This window comes from Immundisolibacter sp., from assembly GCF_028696615.1.
Classification (GTDB): Bacteria; Pseudomonadota; Gammaproteobacteria; order Immundisolibacterales; family Immundisolibacteraceae; genus Immundisolibacter.
This window is the reverse complement of record NZ_JAQVGQ010000035.1, coordinates 1-16649: the sequence shown is the minus strand read 5'-3', so window position 1 is coordinate 16649 and position 16649 is coordinate 1. Positions and strand designations below refer to the sequence as shown.

At 70.8% G+C, this 16649-nt stretch carries 12 protein-coding genes and 1 pseudogene; 1 reads left to right on the top strand and 12 read right to left on the bottom strand.

Annotated elements, in window-relative coordinates; translation table 11 throughout:
* The 11 genes and pseudogenes from PHC73_RS04070 to PHC73_RS04020 all read right to left on the bottom strand — a co-directional run.
* Nucleotides 1–242 (bottom strand): annotated as a pseudogene (locus PHC73_RS04070) (sodium:calcium antiporter); the annotation flags it as partial.
* A gap of 161 nt (nucleotides 243–403) precedes the next feature.
* Nucleotides 404–1963, bottom strand: a complete 1560-nt coding sequence (gene purH / locus PHC73_RS04065) for a bifunctional phosphoribosylaminoimidazolecarboxamide formyltransferase/IMP cyclohydrolase (protein ID WP_300124779.1) — start codon at nucleotides 1961–1963, stop codon at nucleotides 404–406.
* 100 nt (nucleotides 1964–2063) lie between these two features.
* The gene (locus PHC73_RS04060; protein WP_366949796.1) at nucleotides 2064–2270 is read right to left on the bottom strand and encodes a helix-turn-helix domain-containing protein; all 207 of its coding nucleotides are present in this window, start codon (nucleotides 2268–2270) and stop codon (nucleotides 2064–2066) included.
* A gap of 528 nt (nucleotides 2271–2798) precedes the next feature.
* Complete coding sequence (locus tag PHC73_RS04055; protein WP_300124777.1) at nucleotides 2799–3470, bottom strand: zinc-ribbon and DUF3426 domain-containing protein; 672 nt, start codon at nucleotides 3468–3470, stop codon at nucleotides 2799–2801.
* The gene (prmA, locus tag PHC73_RS04050; protein ID WP_300124776.1) at nucleotides 3467–4333 is read right to left on the bottom strand and encodes a 50S ribosomal protein L11 methyltransferase; all 867 of its coding nucleotides are present in this window, start codon (nucleotides 4331–4333) and stop codon (nucleotides 3467–3469) included. The genes PHC73_RS04055 and prmA overlap by 4 nt, the downstream gene beginning before the upstream one ends.
* A gap of 316 nt (nucleotides 4334–4649) precedes the next feature.
* The gene (locus tag PHC73_RS04045; protein ID WP_300124774.1) at nucleotides 4650–6008 is read right to left on the bottom strand and encodes an MFS transporter; all 1359 of its coding nucleotides are present in this window, start codon (nucleotides 6006–6008) and stop codon (nucleotides 4650–4652) included.
* Nucleotides 6008–9079 carry an efflux RND transporter permease subunit gene (locus tag PHC73_RS04040; protein ID WP_300124772.1) on the bottom strand — a complete coding sequence of 1024 codons (3072 nt, stop codon included), beginning with the start codon at nucleotides 9077–9079 and terminating at the stop codon, nucleotides 6008–6010. The genes PHC73_RS04045 and PHC73_RS04040 overlap by 1 nt, the downstream gene beginning before the upstream one ends.
* The gene (locus PHC73_RS04035; protein ID WP_300124770.1) at nucleotides 9076–10143 is read right to left on the bottom strand and encodes an efflux RND transporter periplasmic adaptor subunit; all 1068 of its coding nucleotides are present in this window, start codon (nucleotides 10141–10143) and stop codon (nucleotides 9076–9078) included. Before PHC73_RS04035 ends, PHC73_RS04040 begins: the two co-directional genes overlap by 4 nt.
* Nucleotides 10144–10346: 203 nt before the next feature.
* Entirely contained in the window at nucleotides 10347–11543 is a 1197-nt protein-coding gene (locus tag PHC73_RS04030; RefSeq protein WP_300124768.1) for a CoA transferase, read from the bottom strand.
* Nucleotides 11540–13153 (bottom strand): acyl-CoA dehydrogenase family protein, encoded by a 1614-nt coding sequence (locus tag PHC73_RS04025; protein WP_300124766.1) that lies wholly within the window; start codon nucleotides 13151–13153, stop codon nucleotides 11540–11542. The genes PHC73_RS04030 and PHC73_RS04025 overlap by 4 nt, the downstream gene beginning before the upstream one ends.
* A 71-nt stretch (nucleotides 13154–13224) precedes the next feature.
* Nucleotides 13225–14361, bottom strand: a complete 1137-nt coding sequence (locus PHC73_RS04020) for a hypothetical protein (protein ID WP_300124764.1) — start codon at nucleotides 14359–14361, stop codon at nucleotides 13225–13227.
* 215 nt (nucleotides 14362–14576) lie between these two features.
* Here PHC73_RS04020 and PHC73_RS04015 point away from each other — a divergent pair, with 215 nt between their 5' ends.
* Complete coding sequence (locus tag PHC73_RS04015) at nucleotides 14577–15836, top strand: GGDEF domain-containing protein (RefSeq protein ID WP_300124762.1); 1260 nt, start codon at nucleotides 14577–14579, stop codon at nucleotides 15834–15836.
* A 137-nt stretch (nucleotides 15837–15973) separates the two neighbouring features.
* On the opposite strand, the gene PHC73_RS04010 is transcribed toward PHC73_RS04015, so the two are convergent.
* Nucleotides 15974–16649 (bottom strand): tetratricopeptide repeat protein (locus PHC73_RS04010; protein ID WP_300124760.1); only part of this gene is annotated, 676 nt, incomplete at its 5' end.

The window sequence follows — 16649 nt, the reverse complement described above, 5'->3', positions numbered from 1 at the left end:
AGCAAGACGTTGGCGATATTGCTGCCGACCACGTTGCCGACCCCGACCGCCGGCGCCTGCCCCAATGCCGAACTCAGGCCGACGGCCAGCTCCGGCGCACCGGTGCCGAAAGCGACCACGGTCAACCCCACCACCAGCGGCGTGAGGCCAGCGCTCACCGCCAGACGCGCCGCACCGCGGATCAGCAGCTCGGCGCCGCCGATCAGCAGCGCCAGACCACCGATCAACCCCAGCGCGGCCAGCACGCCGGCTCAGGGTTTGTGGAGAAATGCGCGCCCTGCGCATTGCTTGCGCGCCCGTCCGGTACACGCCCGGACGTGCTCCCGCGAATCAAGCCCTTGCGGGCTCGATTCGCGTCCGGCCGTCCCTGGCCGGCCTGAGCGCTTGAAAAATTCACAAGCGCTCAGTGCCGGAAATGGCGCACGCCGGTGAACACCATGGCCATGCCGTGCTCGTCGGCGGCGGCGATCACCTCGGCATCGCGCATCGACCCGCCGGGCTGGATGACGGCGGCGATGCCGCGCTCGGCGGCAGCGTCGAGACCATCCCGGAACGGGAAGAAGGCGTCCGACGCCATCACCGCGCCGGTGAGTTCGAAGCCGGCCTCGGCGGCCTTGTGCGCGGCGATGCGGGCGGAGTCGACGCGCGACATCTGCCCCGCCCCGACGCCGAGCGTGCGCTGGCCGGCGGCGTAGACGATGGCGTTCGATTTCACGTACTTGGCGACCTCCCAGGCGAACATCAGGTCGTCGAGTTCGGCCGGCGTCGGCGCGCGGCGCGTGACAACCTTCAAATCAGCCCGCGCCAGCACGTGCGTGTCGGCGGTCTGGATCAGCAGGCCGGAGCCGATACGCTTGAGGTCGTGCGTGTTGCGCCCCTCGCCCGGCGGGATTTCCAGCACGCGGATGTTCGGCTTGCCGGCGGTGACGGCGAGCGCGTCGGCCGTCACGGACGGCGCGATGATGACTTCCGCGAACTGGCGCCCGACGATGGCCTTGGCCGCCGCGCCATCGAGCGGCCGGTTGAAGGCGATGATGCCGCCAAATGCCGATACCGGGTCGCCGGCATAGGCGCGCTCGTAGGCTTCGGCAGGATCGGCGCCGAGCGCCACACCGCACGGGTTGGCGTGCTTGACGATCACGCAGGCCGGCGCCGCAAAGCCGCGCACCGCCTCCCAGGCGGCGTCGGCGTCGGCGAGATTGTTGTACGACAGCTCCTTGCCCTGCAGCTGTTTGAACGTGGCCAGCGTGCCGGGCGCCGGCTTGAGATCCCGGTAGAACGCTGCGCGCTGGTGCGGGTTCTCGCCGTAGCGCAGGTCCATCACCTTCACGAGGCGGCCGTTGACCTGGCCGGGGAACTCGGCGCGCGCCCCGTCCGGGCCGATCGACGACAGGTAATCGCTGATCGCCGCGTCGTAGTTGGCGACGTGGTTGAAGGCGGCCACCGCCAGCGCAAACCGCTCGGCATCCCCCACCCCGCCGCTGGCCTCGATCTGCGCCAGCACCGCCTCGTACTGGGCTGGCTCGGTCAGCACCGCCACATGGCGGAAGTTCTTGGCCGCCGCACGCAGCATGGCCGGGCCGCCGATGTCGATCTGCTCGACCGCCTCCTCCAGCGTGCAGTCCGGCCGCGCCACGGTGGCCTCGAACGGGTACAGGTTCAGCACCAACAGATCGATCGGCGCGATGCCGTGGGCGGCCATCACCGCGTCGTCCTGGCCGCGCCGGCCGAGCAGGCCGCCGTGGATCAGCGGGTGCAGGGTTTTGACGCGGCCGTCCATGATTTCCGGAAAACCGGTCAGCTCGGCCACTTCGCGCACGGCGAGTCCAGCCTGCCGCAGCGTGCGGCAGGTGCCGCCGGTGGACACGAGATCGACGCCGAGCGCCGCCAGCCGGCGGGCGAGATCGACCACACCGGTCTTGTCCGACACGCTGATCAAGGCACGGCGAACTTTGTGAATCACAGACTGACCTTTGAAAAATGAACGACATCCGCGGCTTCGAGCACCGCTTGCAAGTCAAGACACCCCTGGGCCGCTGTAACAGGCTACTTTCGACAGCCTGTCACAGGCCGTGCTGCTGCAGTTTCTTGCGCAGCGTGTTGCGGTTGATGCCGAGCCACTCGGCGGCGCGGCAACGGTTGCCGCGCGCGCGTTCCATCACCACCGCCAGCAGCGGTTTTTCGATCTGCTCGAGCAACAGTTGGTAGAGATTGCCGTTCGACGCGCTGTCGCCCAGGTCGTCCAGGTAGCGGCGCACGGTGTCCGCCACGCATTGCGCCAACGGTGGCTGCGCACGCTGATCACCCCAGACACCCCCACCCGGCTCACCTGCAACACCGACATCGACCGGATTCATATACCCGAAGCCCCCCTGTCACGGCCCGCGCCGGGAAAGCAAAGCCCGCCCGGCGCCAGCGTGACGCTAGTCCGTTAGTTTGTTGGGGAAACGCCGATTCGTTCAGCGTTTCCCGTCCGGGACGGGATGTCCCGGCCTGAATCGACGGCCTGGCAGGCCAGGGATGGCTTGCGCGCCTATCAAGCACGTCAAGTGCTTGATAGGCGGAGGCCGTCGCGGACCGGTGCCGCGACTAGCCGAGTTGAAAAAGGGCAGCAAGCCCTTTTTCAACGGCCTGCCAGGCCGTCGATTCAGGGAGCGCAGCGCGGGCGTCTACCACGCGGACACGAGCCCATAAATTCCAATGAAGTTTTTCGATACGTCATCAAGACACCGGTCGGCGTGGTTCAGGACCGCGAGCGGGGCGCCATGTTAGCCGATGGCGAGCACGGGCGGCGGCGGTCAGTACCAGTTCAAGCGAAAGCCGGCCGCCTGCGTACCCGGATCGGCCAGCGGCAGGCGGATCTCGACCGCGCTGCCGGGCGCAAAATCGCCCTCCCCCTGGCGCTCGGCCGGCAGATACTCGGCCGGCTCGAACACGCGCTCGGCCACCACCGCGCCGTCGACGCCGGTCAGCGCCAGCGCCAGCCGCGGCCAGGGCTGCGCCAGCGGTGCGCTGTTGACGACCGTGGCCACCACCAGCAGCGCCTGCGTGTAGTCGGGGTGCGAGGTGATGCGCGCCTCGTCGACGCGAATCGCCTGAAGATCCCGAAACGGCGGCAGCCGACAGCCCAGATGCGGGCAGACGGCCGCGACGACCGGACGCAACACCGGCACCGTCGCGAGCCGCTGGCGCGCCAGCCAAGCCACCTGGCCGAGCAGCGTCAGTGTCAGCAGCGCCACCAGCGCGCCACGCCACAGGCCGCGCGCGCCGCCCGCCACCGCCACCTGCCGGCGCGACACATAGGCCGGCCGCGCTGGCGCGCCTGACGGCGCCCACGCGTCGTCGTCCGCCGGCGCGGCAAACACCTCGCTGCACACGCCACAGCGCACCCGGCGGTGGGCTGGCAGCGTCGCCGGGCCGCGAAACACCGTGCCGCAGGCCGGACAGCGCAGCAGGGTCGGCCCCGTCACGACTTGACCCCGGCCAGACACGCCCAGCCCTGCTCGATCGCCGGGGCGGCAAAATGCACCGCCGGTGTGAACGCCGCCACCACCTGCGGCACCTGTGCCTCGAGCAGGCCGGACAGCACCACAGTGCCTCCCGGGCGCAGCGCCGCCAGCAGCCGCGGCGCCAACTGCACCAGCACCGGCGCCAGGATGTTGGCCAGAATCAGGTCGACAGCGAGCACGGCCGGCAGTGCATCGGCCGCGAGCACCTGCACGCGGTCGGCGACGCCGTTGCGCGCCGCATTGGCGGCGGCGGCGGTGCGCGCCTGCGGGTCGATGTCGATCGCCCACACGCACCGCGCCCCCAGCAGCGCCGCCGCCACGGCAAGAATGCCGGACCCACAGCCCCAGTCGATGACCTCGGCGCCCACCGGCGGATGCGCCGCCAGCCAGCGCAGACACAGCGCGGTGGTCGGATGCGCGCCGGTGCCAAAACCGAGCCCGGCGTCCAGACGCACCACCACCGCATCCGGCGCCGGGACCGCCGCATCGGTGGGACATACCCACAGCCGCCCGCCGAAATGCCGCGCCGTCACGTCCTGCCCGCTGCGTGCCCAGTCCTGCTCGGGCACGCGCTCGCAGCTCACCGCCTGCGCGCCCAGCGCCGCCAACAGTGCCAGCAGCGGCTCGCAGTCGTGATCGCCGTCGAACAGCGCGGTGATTTCGACCTCGGGCCACAGCGGCGTCTGGCCCGGTGCCGGCTCGAGCACCGGCCGGTCGGCGGCGTCGGTGGTGGTGACCGCCACCGCCCCCGCCTGCTCGAACACGCCGCACAGGGCGTCGTGCTGCGCCGCCGAGGCCCGGCATTTGATGGACACGAAACCCATGGCGTGATTCCTTAAGTTAGAGGCCGAAAAATTCCATCCCTGGAATTTCTCGGCTCGCGGCCGCGCGGTGCACGCCCGCGCTGCGCTCCATGTCCCGCGGACTCGCGTCCCCGGGACATGCCGGGGCTCCTGCCCCGGGTAGAGGCCGAAAAATTCCATCCCTGGAATTTCTCGGCTCGCGGCCGCGCGGTGCACGCCCGCGCTGCGCTCCATGTCCCGCGGACTCGCGTCCCCGGGACATGCCGGGGCTCCTGCCCGGCTGGGTGCCGAAAAATTCCGCTTGCGGATATCCCGCCGGCGGACTTTTAAGTATTTTTCAGCCGCCCGCCGGCGGGCGCCGGGCGCTGGCCAGCAAGGCGCCCAAGCAGAGCACGAAAAATGCCAGCCCGGCCACCGCCAGCGCCAGCCGATAGTCGGCGGGCCGCTGCGGCGCCAGCACGCCGAGCAGCCACACGGCGAGCGCCATGCTGGCCATCTGCCCCACCAGGCGCGTGGTCTGCAAAAGGCCCGCCGCCAGGCCGAACGCCGACGGCGGCACCGCCGCCAGCGCCGCGTGCTGGTTGGGCGGCACGAACAGCGCCGTGCCGACGCCGATGCAGGCCAGCGCCAGCGGCAGCAGCCCCAGCCAGCCGCCGGCACCGGCCAGCGCCGTCAGCGCCAGCCCGCTCGAGGTGAGCGTGAGCCCGGCCACGGTCAGCCGGCGCGTCGGCACGCGGTCGGCCAGCCGCCCGGCCGGCACCGCCAGCACGGTTTGCAGCACCGGCTGGATGGCCAGCAGCAGACCGGTGCGCGCCGCCCCGCTGCCGGCGCCGTGCTGCAGCACCAGGCTCAGCACGTAGCTCAGGCCGAACACGCCGCTGTAATGCAGCAGCGCCGCCAGGGCCGAGTAGCGCAGCGCCTGCCCCGGCGCCAGCAGCGACAGGTCGATCAGCGGCTGCGCCGCGCGCCGCTGATGGGCAATGAAGGCCCACAGCGCCGCGCCGGCCAGCGCCAGCAGCAGCAGCGCGTCCCAATGCTGCGGCCGGCCGCTGGCCAGCCAGAAAAGACCCAGCGCCGCGCCGAGCAGCACCGCGCCCGGTACGTCGAAGCGCCCGCCGGGCACGCTCGCCGCGGTGCGCGGCAGCACCCGCCACAGCGCCGCCGCCACCGCGAGACCCACCACTGCGGTGAGGTAGAAAATCGCCTGCCAGCCGAGCGCCTGCGTCAGCAGGCCGCCCAGCGCCGGACCGGCGGTAAGACCGATGTAGGTGACCGTGATGTTGAGGCCGATCACCCGGCCGCGGCGACTCGGCGGCACCAGCTGCGCCAGCAGCGCCGGCCCGGTGCCGAACACGCCGGCCGAACCCACGCCCTGCAGCAAGCGCAGCGCGATCTGCGCGTACGGATCGGCCACCACGGCGCCGAGCAGGCTGGTCAGCGCGATGATGGCGGCACCCAGCGCCAGCACCGGCCCGCGGCCGTACAGATCGCCGGCGCGCGCCACCGGCATCATGAACACCGCCGCGGTGACGAAATAGGCGCTGGTGTACCAGCCGGCCTGCGCCGGCGTGAGCCCGCGCGCGGCGCTGATCTGCGGCAGCGCCACCACGATGGCGGTGGCGATGAACGGTCCGAGGAAACTGGCGAGCGGAATCAGCGCCAGCGCAGCCGCCGGCGCGGCGTCTTGCCTTTGCATCAGACCGGCTGCGGCGCGCCGGCCGGCCGCGCCACGCGCTCGCGCCCGGCCAGCAGCAGGTACACCACCGGCACCACGTACAGGCTGAACAGCGTACCGACCAGCAGACCGCCGATGATCACCCAGCCGATCGGGTGCAGCGTCTCGGCACCGGCGCCGTGCGCCAGCGCCAGCGGCACCGCCGCCAGCAGCATGGTGGCCGAGGTCATCAGGATCGGCCGCAGGCGCTGCACCGAGGCCTGCACCAGGGCTTCACGCGCCGCCATGCCGCCGGCGCGCAGCTGGCGCGTGAACTCGACGATCAGGATGCCGTTCTTGGCGGTCAGTCCGATCAGCATCACCATGCCGATCTGGCTGTACACGTTCAGCGTGTTGCCGGTGTAGTACAGCGCCGCCACCGCGCCCGCCACCGCCAGCGGCACCGACAGCAAAATCACCAGCGGGTCGCGGAAGGACTCGAACTGCGCCGCCAGCACCAGATAGATGAACACCATCGCCAGGCCGAAGGTGAACGCCAGCGCCTGGCTGGCCTCGCGGAATTCGCGCGACACGCCGTCGTAGTCGATGCGCCCGCCGGGCGGCAGGACGTGTTTCGCCTCGGCCGCCAGCCAGTCGAGCGCCTCGCCGAGCGCGTGCCCGGGCGCCACGTTGGCGGTGATCTTGGCCGCGCGCAGGCGGTTGAAGTGATTCAGTTCGCGCGGCGCCACCGCCTCGCGCAGGAGGGCCACGTTGTCCACCTGCACCAGCGAGCCGTCGCCGGCGCGCAGGTAAATGTCGGTCAGGTCGTTCGGCCGCCGGCGGGCGTCGTCGGCCAGCTTCACGATCACCTCGTACTGCTTGCCGGCGCGCTTGAAGCGCGTCACCTCGCGCCCGCCGAGCAGGGTTTCGAGCGTGCGCCCGACGTCCGCCGCGCTGATGCCGAGGTTGGCGATCTTGTCGCGGTCGACGTCCACCTTCAGCTGCGGCTTGTTGAGCTTCAGGTCCGTGTCGAGGTTGACCAGCGCCGGGTTTTGCGCGGCGCGCGCCATCAGCGCATCGACCGCCACCTGCAGGTCCTCCCAGGTGTCGGCCTGCAGCACGAACTGCACCGGCGTTTCCCGGTAGCCGCCCATGCCGAGCGAGGCGCGGTTGATCGGAAACGCCAGCACGCCCGGCAGCGCGCCGAGCTTGGGGGCCAGCTCGCGGGTGATGTCGAACTGGCTGCGCGTGCGCTCCTGCCACGGCTTGATGGTGGCGAACGCGGCGCCGACGTTGATCGGCGCCGGGCGCTGCACGCCCGGCGACACCACGATGAACAGCGTCTGCATTTCCGGCACCGCGGCGAGGATGCGTTCCACGTCGAGCATGCTGCGGAACATATAGTCGTAGCTCGCCCCTTCCGGGCCGAGCGCCAGCACCACGAAATCGGAGCGGTCCTCGAACGGCGCCAGCTCCGCCTTCAGCTGCGTGAACATCCATGCACCGGCGCCGCCGGCGGCCAGCGCCAGCGCCACCACCAGCAGCCAGCCGCGCAGCGCCGCGCGCAGCGTCGCCTCGTAGCCACGATTCAGGGCCACGAAAAAGCGCTCGGTGAACTGGTACGCCGCGTTGTGGCTGGAGTGGCGCAGCAGGCGCCCGCACAGCATCGGCACCAGCGTGAGCGCGACGAAGCCCGACACCGCCACCGCGCCCGCCACCGCCAGCGCGAACTCGCGAAACAGCCGCCCGGTGGTGCCGGTCTGAAACGCCATCGGCACGAACACGGCGATCAGCGTGATGGTGACCGCCAGCACGGCAAAGCCGATCTCGCGCCCGCCGGCCAGCGCCGCCTGGCGCGGCGGCAAGCCCTCCTCGATGCGCCGGTAGATGTTCTCGAGCACCACGATGGCGTCGTCCACCACCAGGCCAATGGCCAGCACCAGCGCCAGCAGGGTCAGGATGTTGATCGAGAAATCGAGCACGTAGAGAAAGAAAAAGGCGCCGATGATGGCCACCGGGATGGACAGGAACGGGATCAGCGTGGCGCGCGGCGAGCGCAGGAACACGAAGATCACCACCACCACCAGCGCCTGCGCCTCGTACAGGGTCCGGTAGACGGCCTTGATCGATTCCTCGACGAAGGCCGAGCGGTCGGTGCCGATCTTGAACTGCATGCCCGGCGGCAGCGCGGCCTGGATTTCCGGCAGCATGGCCTTGACCGCGCGCGCCACCTCGAGCAGGTTGGCGGTCGACTGCTTGACCACGCCCAGACCCACCGCCGGGGCACCGTCGACACGGTTGCTCGAGCGCTCGTCCTCGGCGCCGAGTTCGGCGTGACCGACGTCCTTCAGGCGCACCGGGTAGCCGTTCACCTCGCGGATGATCATGTCGTCGAACTGCTCGGGCGTGCGCAGGTCCGTCTCCGACAGCACCGTGAACTCGCGCTCGCTGCTCTCGATGCGCCCGGACGGCACCTCGATGTTCTCGCGCCGCAGCGCGGTTTCGACGTCCAGCGGCGTGAGCCCGTAGCCGGCCAGGCGCTCGCGGTCCAGCCAGATGCGCATGGAATAGCGCCGCTCGCCGCCGATCAGCACCGTCGCCACGCCGGGGATGGTCTGCAGGCGGTCGCGCACCACCCGGTCGGCAAAGTCGGACACTTCCAGCGGCGAGTGGCGGTCGCTGAAGAAGGCCAGCCACATGATGGGGTCGGCGTCGGCCTCGACCTTGGAGATGACCGGCTCGTCGACCTCGTCCGGCAGCTTGTCGCGGGCGCGGGCGACGCGGTCGCGCACGTCGGCGGCGGCGTCGTCCGGGTCGCGCGTGAGGCGGAACTTGACGGTGACTTCCGACACCTCCTCGCGCGACACCGACTTCATGACGTCGATGCCCTCGATGCCGGACAGCTCGTCCTCCAGCGGCTGGCTGACCTGGCTTTCCATGATCTCGGCGCTGGCGCCGCGGTAGATGGTGCGCACCGACACCACCGGCGTGTCGATCATCGGGTACTCGCGCACCGACAGGCGCGTGAAGGCGATGATGCCGAGCAGCAGGATGACCAGGCTCATCACCGTGGCCAGCACCGGCCGCTCGATCGACAGCTCGGTGAGCTTCATGACGCCTGCTCCAGCGGCTGCACCGGCATGCCCTCGCGCAGCTTCATCTGGCCTTCGGTCACCACCGTGTCACCGGCGGCAAGACCCTCCACGATCTCGACGATGCCGGGCTCGCGAAGGCCGGTGCGCACCGGCACCAGCGTGGCCTTGCCGTCCACCACCTTGAACACGTACAGCCGCTCGCCGCGCGGCACGATGGCCTGCTCGGGGATCACCAGCGCCGCCGGCCGCTCGCCAAGCGTGAGCTCCACCTGCGCGAACATGCCCGGCCGCAGCAGGCCGTCGGGGTTCGGCACCCGCCCGCGCAGCGCGAACGTGCGCGTGGCGGCATCAAGACGCGGGTCGATGGCGTAGATCTCGCCGGCGAAGCTGCGCCCCGGCACGGCATCCACCCGCACGCGCAGCGGCCGGCCGACGGTCAGCGCCGCGGCGTGGCGTTCCGGCACGCGGAACTCGATCTTGAGCGGGTCGATGTCCTCCAGGTTGACCAGGTCCTGCCCCGGCTGCACATAGGCGCCAGGGCTCACCAGGCGCAGGCCGGCGATGCCATCGAACGGCGCGCGCAGCACGGTCTTGTCCAGCAGCACCCGGTGCCGCTGCAGCAGCGCCTGCGATTCGGCCAGCCGCGCGCGGGCCTGGTCGTAGTCCTGCTGGCTGACCATGTTCTTCTCCACCAGCCCGGCGGTGCGCTCGTGCGTGAGCCGGTTGGCCTCGACGGTGGCCTCGGTCTGCGCCACCTGCGCCTGGTACTCGGCGGCATCGAGGGTGACCAACGGCGCCCCGGCCTTGACCGGCTGGCCTTCCTCGAAGTGGATGGCCGCCACGCGGCCGGCGATCTCCGGGCGGATCACCACCGACTCGTTGGCGGCGAGCGTGCCGACCGCACGCAGGCGATCGGCCAGCGCCTGGGTGCGCGCCTGCGCCACGCGCACCGGCAGCGCCGGCGGCGCGGCGCCGGCGGCCGGCGGCGCTGCCGGTTTGTCCGCACGCGAGCAGGCGCCGACCAGCAACGACAAAACGACCGCCTGCAGCAGGCGGTGCGGCAGGCCGGGAGTGTGAGGCATCTCGTTATCCGCGCAGTCTGGGAAAACGCTGAAAAATTCCGTCCTTTGAATTTCCCAGCTCGCCGCGGCGCCGGTCATGCCCGCGCCGCGCTCCATGAATCAACGGCTTGCGCCCCGGGGTATCCTGCCCCGGGACGGCAAACGCCAAATGAATCGGCGCCCACTGAAGGTGGCCGGCATTACACCGACCGCCAAACGAACCGTCAAGCACCCGGCCGCTGCCGGCCCGCTCGCGCGGCAAGGCCGGCCAGCACCTCGGCGGTATGCTCGCCGAGCTTGGGCGCCCGCCCGCGCACCGCGCCCGGCGTGGCGGACAGATGCACCGGCACGCCGGCAATCGTCACCGGCGTGGCGCTGCCGGGGTGCTCCACCTGCACCAGCATGCCGCGCGCCGCGAAGTGCGGGTCGGCAAAGATGTCCGCCGCGTCCTGCACCGCACCGAACGGCACCCGCCCGCCGAACAGCGCCTTCAGCTCCGCCTTGCTGCGCGGGCCGGTGTAGCCCTCGATCAGCGCCGTGACCTCGGCGCGGCGCTCGAGCCGCGCGGCATTGGTGGCCCAGCCGGGATCGCCGGCGAGTTCCGGCCGGTCTATGGCGGCGGCCAGTTCCGCCCAGAACTTGTCGGTCGGGCAGCCGATGGCCACCCAGCCGTCGGCGGCACGGAAAAGCCCGAACGGGCACAGCAGCGGGTGGCCGTTGCCTTCCGGGCGGGCGATTTCACCCGCGTAGCTGTACTGGTGCACCAGGCGCTCGCACAGCGCGAGCACGCCATCGACCATGGCGATATCCAGGAACTGCCCCTGTCCCGTCCGCTCGGCATGGCGCACGGCGGCGAGGATGCCGAACGCCAGCATCAGCGCCGGCACCGTGTCGCCGACGCCGGGGCCGACCTTCAGCGGCTGATCGGCGGCGGGACCGGTGATGCCCATGATGCCGCCGAGCGCCTGCGCCACCACGTCGAAGGCCGGCCAGTCGGTGTAGGGACTGTCGCCGGTGCGCGGGTCGCCGAAACCGCGGATGGCGGCGTAGATGAGGCGCGGGTTGCGCGCCGCGAGCGTCTCGTAGCCCAGACCCAGGCGTTCCATCACGCCGGCGCGGTAGTTCTCGACCAGCACGTCGGCGCCGTCGACAAGGCGCAGGAACACCTCGCGGTCGGCGGCGGCCTTCAGGTCCAGCACCACGCTTTTCTTGCCGCGGTTGATGCTCTGGAAATAGCCGCCGAAGGCGCGCTCGGCGTCATCCGGCCGAAACGGCGCAAAGCGCCGCGCGGGGTCGCCCTGCGGCGGCTCGATCTTGATCACCTCGGCGCCGTGGTCGGCCAGCAGCTGCGTGCAGAACGGCCCGGCCAGCACCTGCGAGAGGTCCAGCACGCGAAGGCCGGCGAGCGCCCCCGGGCTCATGCGCCGCCGCCGAGCAGCTGCCGGCCGATGACCTTGAGCTCCAGGATCGGCTCCACGCCCTCGAAGATCGGCAGCACCAGCGCGTCCGCCACGTAGCGGGCGACCGGGAACTCCTCCGCATAGCCCCAGCCGCCGTGCAGCAGCTGCGCGCGCTGCGACACTTCCACCGCCACGCGGCAGGCGTACAGCTTGGCCATGGCGGCGAGCAGACCCGCATCCGGCGCACCCGCATCCATGGCGCGCGCGGCCGCGTGCGTCAGCGCCCGCGCGGCGGCGATGGAAAGCGCCATCACGCCGAGTTCGTACGCCGTGCTCTGGAACTCGCCGATCGGCCGGCCGAACTGGCGCCGGTCCATGGCATAACGCCCGGCGGCTTCGAGACTCGCCTGCGCCAGACCCGTGGCGCGGCCGGCGGTCTGCAAACGCCCGGCCGCAAAGCCGGCCATCTGGTAGTAAAAGCCGCGCCCGGCCTCGCCAATCAGCCGGTCGCCGGGCACGAACCAGCGCTCGAACTGCAGCGTGAACGAGTGCATGCCCCGATAACCCAGCGTGCGGTCCGCCTTGCCGGTGAGCCGCCCGCCGCCCGGCTGGACGAGATCGAAGTCGTGGCCGTAACAGCGGTCTTTTTCGACGATGAACAGCGACAGGCCGCGGTGCCCGGCCTTCGGATCGGGGTCCGTGCGCGCCAGCAGCGCCAGCACGTCGGCGCGGCCGGCAAACGTGCTCCACGCCTTGGCGCCGTCGATCCGCCAGCCGACGACGCCATCCTGCTCGGCGGGCGTCGCCCGGCAGCGCAGCGCGGCGACGTCCGAGCCGGTGTCGGGTTCGGTCACCGCCACGGCGACCATGAGCTCGCCGCGCGCCACCGGCGTGAGCCAGCGGTGTTTCTGCTCCTCGCTGCCGCCGGCGAGCAGCGCCTTGGCCAGCACCTCGGGGCGGGTGATGAGGCTGCCCGCCGCCGGCAGCGAGGCGGCGGACAGTTCCTCGGTGGCCACCACCATGGCGAGGTTGCTCATGCCGGTGCCGCCGTACTCGGCCGGGATCGACATGCCGAAGAAGCCGAGCTCGGCCATGCCGGCGATGAGGTCTTCCGGCACCAGCAGGTCGTCGAGATGAATGCGCTGGGCGATCGGCGCCACGCGCTCGGCGGCAAACCGACGCGTCGTGTCGCGCAGCGCCAGCAGCAGCTCGGCGTCCTCGCCGGCGACGGGGCCGTGGTTGACGAAGCCATCCGCCGCGCCGCGCTCGGCGAGCGCACGGTAATTGGCCTCGGACAGGCTGGTGGTCCACTCGGCGCGCCGTTCGGGGGGTACGGCCTCGGACAGTGCGGCCGGTATGAGGCCGACATCGGCGCCGTGGCGCTCCAGCGTGTGCAGCGCGTCCAGCGCCGTCTGCGCCGCGAACAAGGCGGCCGTGTCGGGATCGGCGGTGGCCGCCAGCGCCTGCGCGGCCTTAAGACGCGCCTCGAGATTGGCGTAGCGGCGCACCGCCACCTGATGCGCGTCGATGTCGCGCCCGCTCGCCGTGCGCCGGGTGAGCACATCGCGCACCCGCGCCAGCAGCGCCGCCGTGGTGTGCAACGCCGCCCGCGCCCGTTGCTCCGCCGTCATGCCTCGCCCCACCCGTGGTCGTTCGCGTCGCGCCCGGTGTGACGCGACATATGGGGCGGGATTATCGGCCTTCAGAGCGCGGCCGGTGGCGTCGGGGCGCGCGCCCGCTCGTGCGCTGCGCGGCGTTTCAGATACGCCTCGCGCGCGATCTGCATGTCCTCCACGAACAGCGGCAGTTCTTCCAGGCGCAGCGCCTGCGGGCCGTCCACCAGCGCCTTGGCCGGCGCCGGGTGGAAGTCCACCAGCACCAGGTTGGCGCCGGCGATCACGCCCTGCGCGGCGGCGTGCTGGATGTCCTCGATGCCGTCCGGGCCGCGGTCGCGGCGGCCGACCGAGTGCGAGGGATCGACGCCGACCGGCATGCGCGTCAGGCGCTTGACCACCGGCACGTGGGCGAAATCGACCAGGTTGCGGTGCGGGTCGCCAAGGTTGGTCTTGACCCCACGCAGGCAGAACACCACCCGCTGGTTGCCTTCGCTGGCCAGGTACTCGGCGGCGTTGATGGATTCCTCGAGCGTGATGCCGAAACCGCGCTTGAGCAGCACCGGGAATTCCTGCTGGCGGCCGATGGCCTTGAGCAGCTCGAAATTCTGCGTGTTGCGCGTGCCGACCTGCAGCATCACGCCGGTGGGCTTGCCCAGGGCCGACAGCGCGTCGTGGATTTCCTGGATGTGTTTTTCGTGCGTGATCTCCATGGCGATCACGCGGATGCCGTGCCGGCCGGCGGAATCGAACACGAACGGCAGGCACGCCGCGCCGTGGCCCTGGAAGGCATACGGGCTGGTGCGCGGCTTGTAGGCGCCCATGCGCGCGCAGCGCAGGCCCTGCGCGGCCAGCGCGGCGAAGGTGCGGTCCACGTGCTCGCGGTTGTCCACCGCGCACAGGCCCGCGAACAGCTCGAAGCTGTCCTGCGTGAACTCGACGCCGTTGTACTCGAAGCCGCTCGGCCGGAAATCGTCCTGGTGGCGACCGAGGATGCGGTACTCGCGCGACACCCGCACCACCTGCTCGACGCCCGGCAGGTCGGCGATCTCGTCCCGATCCAGGGCGGCGGTGTCGCCGATCAGGTAAATCTCGGTCAGCGTCTGCTGCGCGCCCCTGACCTCCTGCACGCGGGTGCTGACCCCCGGCCGTCGGGCCAGATAATCCATGATCGCCTCGAAGTCCGGCGTGCCGGGATGAACGTGCTCTTGCAGGATCAGGATCATGGTCGCTGTCGGTCGGGCTAAAATGGGGTATTCATACTAGGGCAAGTTCGGCGCCATCTCTGGACCTGAGGACAAATCCACCTGCTGCATTTCCTGGCCCAACGCATCATAAAGAGCCCACACGTGACCGCCCTGTATGCCATCAAGTTGTCTACCGATCCCACGTTACAACGTCCAACGGCCCGAGCGGGCCGTCGCGCAGCGGCCACAGCACCATGAACCGTCTCAACACCCCTCCCGCAGACGCCCTGTTACGACAGGCGGTGGCGCAATTGTGCGAACTGGCGGCGAGCGGTCAGCCGACGCTGGCGCCGGTCCTTGCGGCGCTGCGCCAGGCGGCCGACAGCGACGACGCCGCCGCCCTGCACCAGGCACTTGCGGCGCTGGCCACGCGCAGCGCCGCGACCGGGCCAGGCGCATGGCCGATCGGTACCGCCGAAGGCCGGCTGATCGCGTCCGTGCTCGACACACTAGCCTTGCCGGTGGCGCTGGAACCACTGGCGCGTGACCTGCGCCAGGCGCTGACCGACCCCGCCGGCCGAGCGCGCCTGGCCGACCAGCTGCTACACCTGCTGGCCGAAGCGCGCGCCCATGCCGAACGCCGGCAGGCGGAGTTGCAGGAGTTCCTGAAAGCCACCGTCGGTCGGCTGGTGCAGCTCGAGGCCGCGCTCGGCGAAGCGCAGCGACAAAGCCACCAGGCCGGCGATGAATCCCGCCAGACCCGTCAGGTCACCGAGCTGCAGGTGGTGCAACTGCGCAGCGCGGCGACCGAGGCCAACGATCTCGAACGCCTGAAAGCCTTTATCGAAGCGCGCCTGGATCATTTGCAGGAGCATCTGCGCCGCCAGGACAGCACCGAGCAGGTCCATCAACAGACCCTGGAAGCACAGCTGAGCGCGCTTGGCCAGCAGCTGGCGGCGTTGAGCACCGAAACGGTGGCGCTGCGCAGCCGGCTCGACGTGACCACCGAAGAGGCCCTGCGCGACCCGCTGACCGGCGCCTACAACCGCCTCGCCTACGACCGCCGGGCGGCGCTGGAGGTGTCGCGCTGGCGCAGTGATGGCGGCCATCTGGCGATGATCGTGTGCGACATCGACCACTTCAAACGCATCAACGACACCTTCGGCCACGCCGCCGGCGACAAGGTGCTCAAGGAAATCAGCCGCGCGCTGCAGGAACAGCTGCGCTCGGCGGATTTCGTGGCCCGCTACGGCGGCGAGGAATTCGTGGTGCTGCTCAACGGCGCCACGCCCGAAGCCGCCCTGCAGGTGGCCGAGAAACTGCGCCGCTCGGTCAAGGCCACGCCGTTTCGCAGCCGCGGCCAGCGGGTGCCGGTCACACTGTCGTGCGGGGTGAGTGGCTTCGAGGGTGACGACACGCTCGAGTCGGTATTCGAACGGGCGGATGCGGCGCTGTTCGCCGCCAAGGCCGCCGGCCGCGACCGCTGCGTGCTGAGCACCGCGGCGACCGCCTGAGCAACGGCACACGCCCACCAAACACTCAACGAATCAATTGGTTACTTTTTAATCAGGCCGAGGTATCCCGCCTCGGACAGAACCGCTGAACACATCAACGGCTCCCTAGGTCGCGGCGCGGGGGGTGGTCCGGCGGCTCAAAACGCCGGCACCCTACCGCTCGCCAGGGCCGCCTCCCACTGCTGCGCCAGCGCGTCACCGCGCACCACTTCCTCGTTGCCGAGCTTGGGCTTGAGCAGTTCCAGCGCACGCTCGGCATTGCTGTTCTTGCGCGCCGCCGACAGCTTGAACAGCGCATACGCCCGCACCGGATCGGCGGCCACGCCGAGCCCGTTGAACACCATGAAACCGAGGTTGTTGAGCGCGAAGGCGTCGCCCTTGGCGGCCGCCTGGCGGTACCAGTGCACGGCCTGCGCATCGTCGCGCGCCACGCCTTCGCCCAGGTGATACATGCGGCCTAGGTTGTAGGCTGCCAGCGGGTCGCCCTGCTCGGCCGCCTTGCGGTACCAGTCGGCCGCCTGCTTGAAATCGGCCGCCATGCCGGCGCCGACGTAAGCCATCACGCCGAGGTTGTACTGCGCCTCGCGGTGGCCCTGCGCGGCGGCGGCGCCGAACCAGCGCAGCGCCTGCGCATCGTCGGCCTGCACGCCGATGCCCTCGTAATACATCTGCCCCAGCGTGTACTGGGCGCCGGCATGACCCGCCGCGGCGGCCTTCTGATACCAGGCGAGCGCCTGCGCGGCGTCGGGCGCCACACCAAGGCCCTGCTCGTACAGCACGCCGAGGTTGTAAGCGGCCGACGGCACGCTCGGT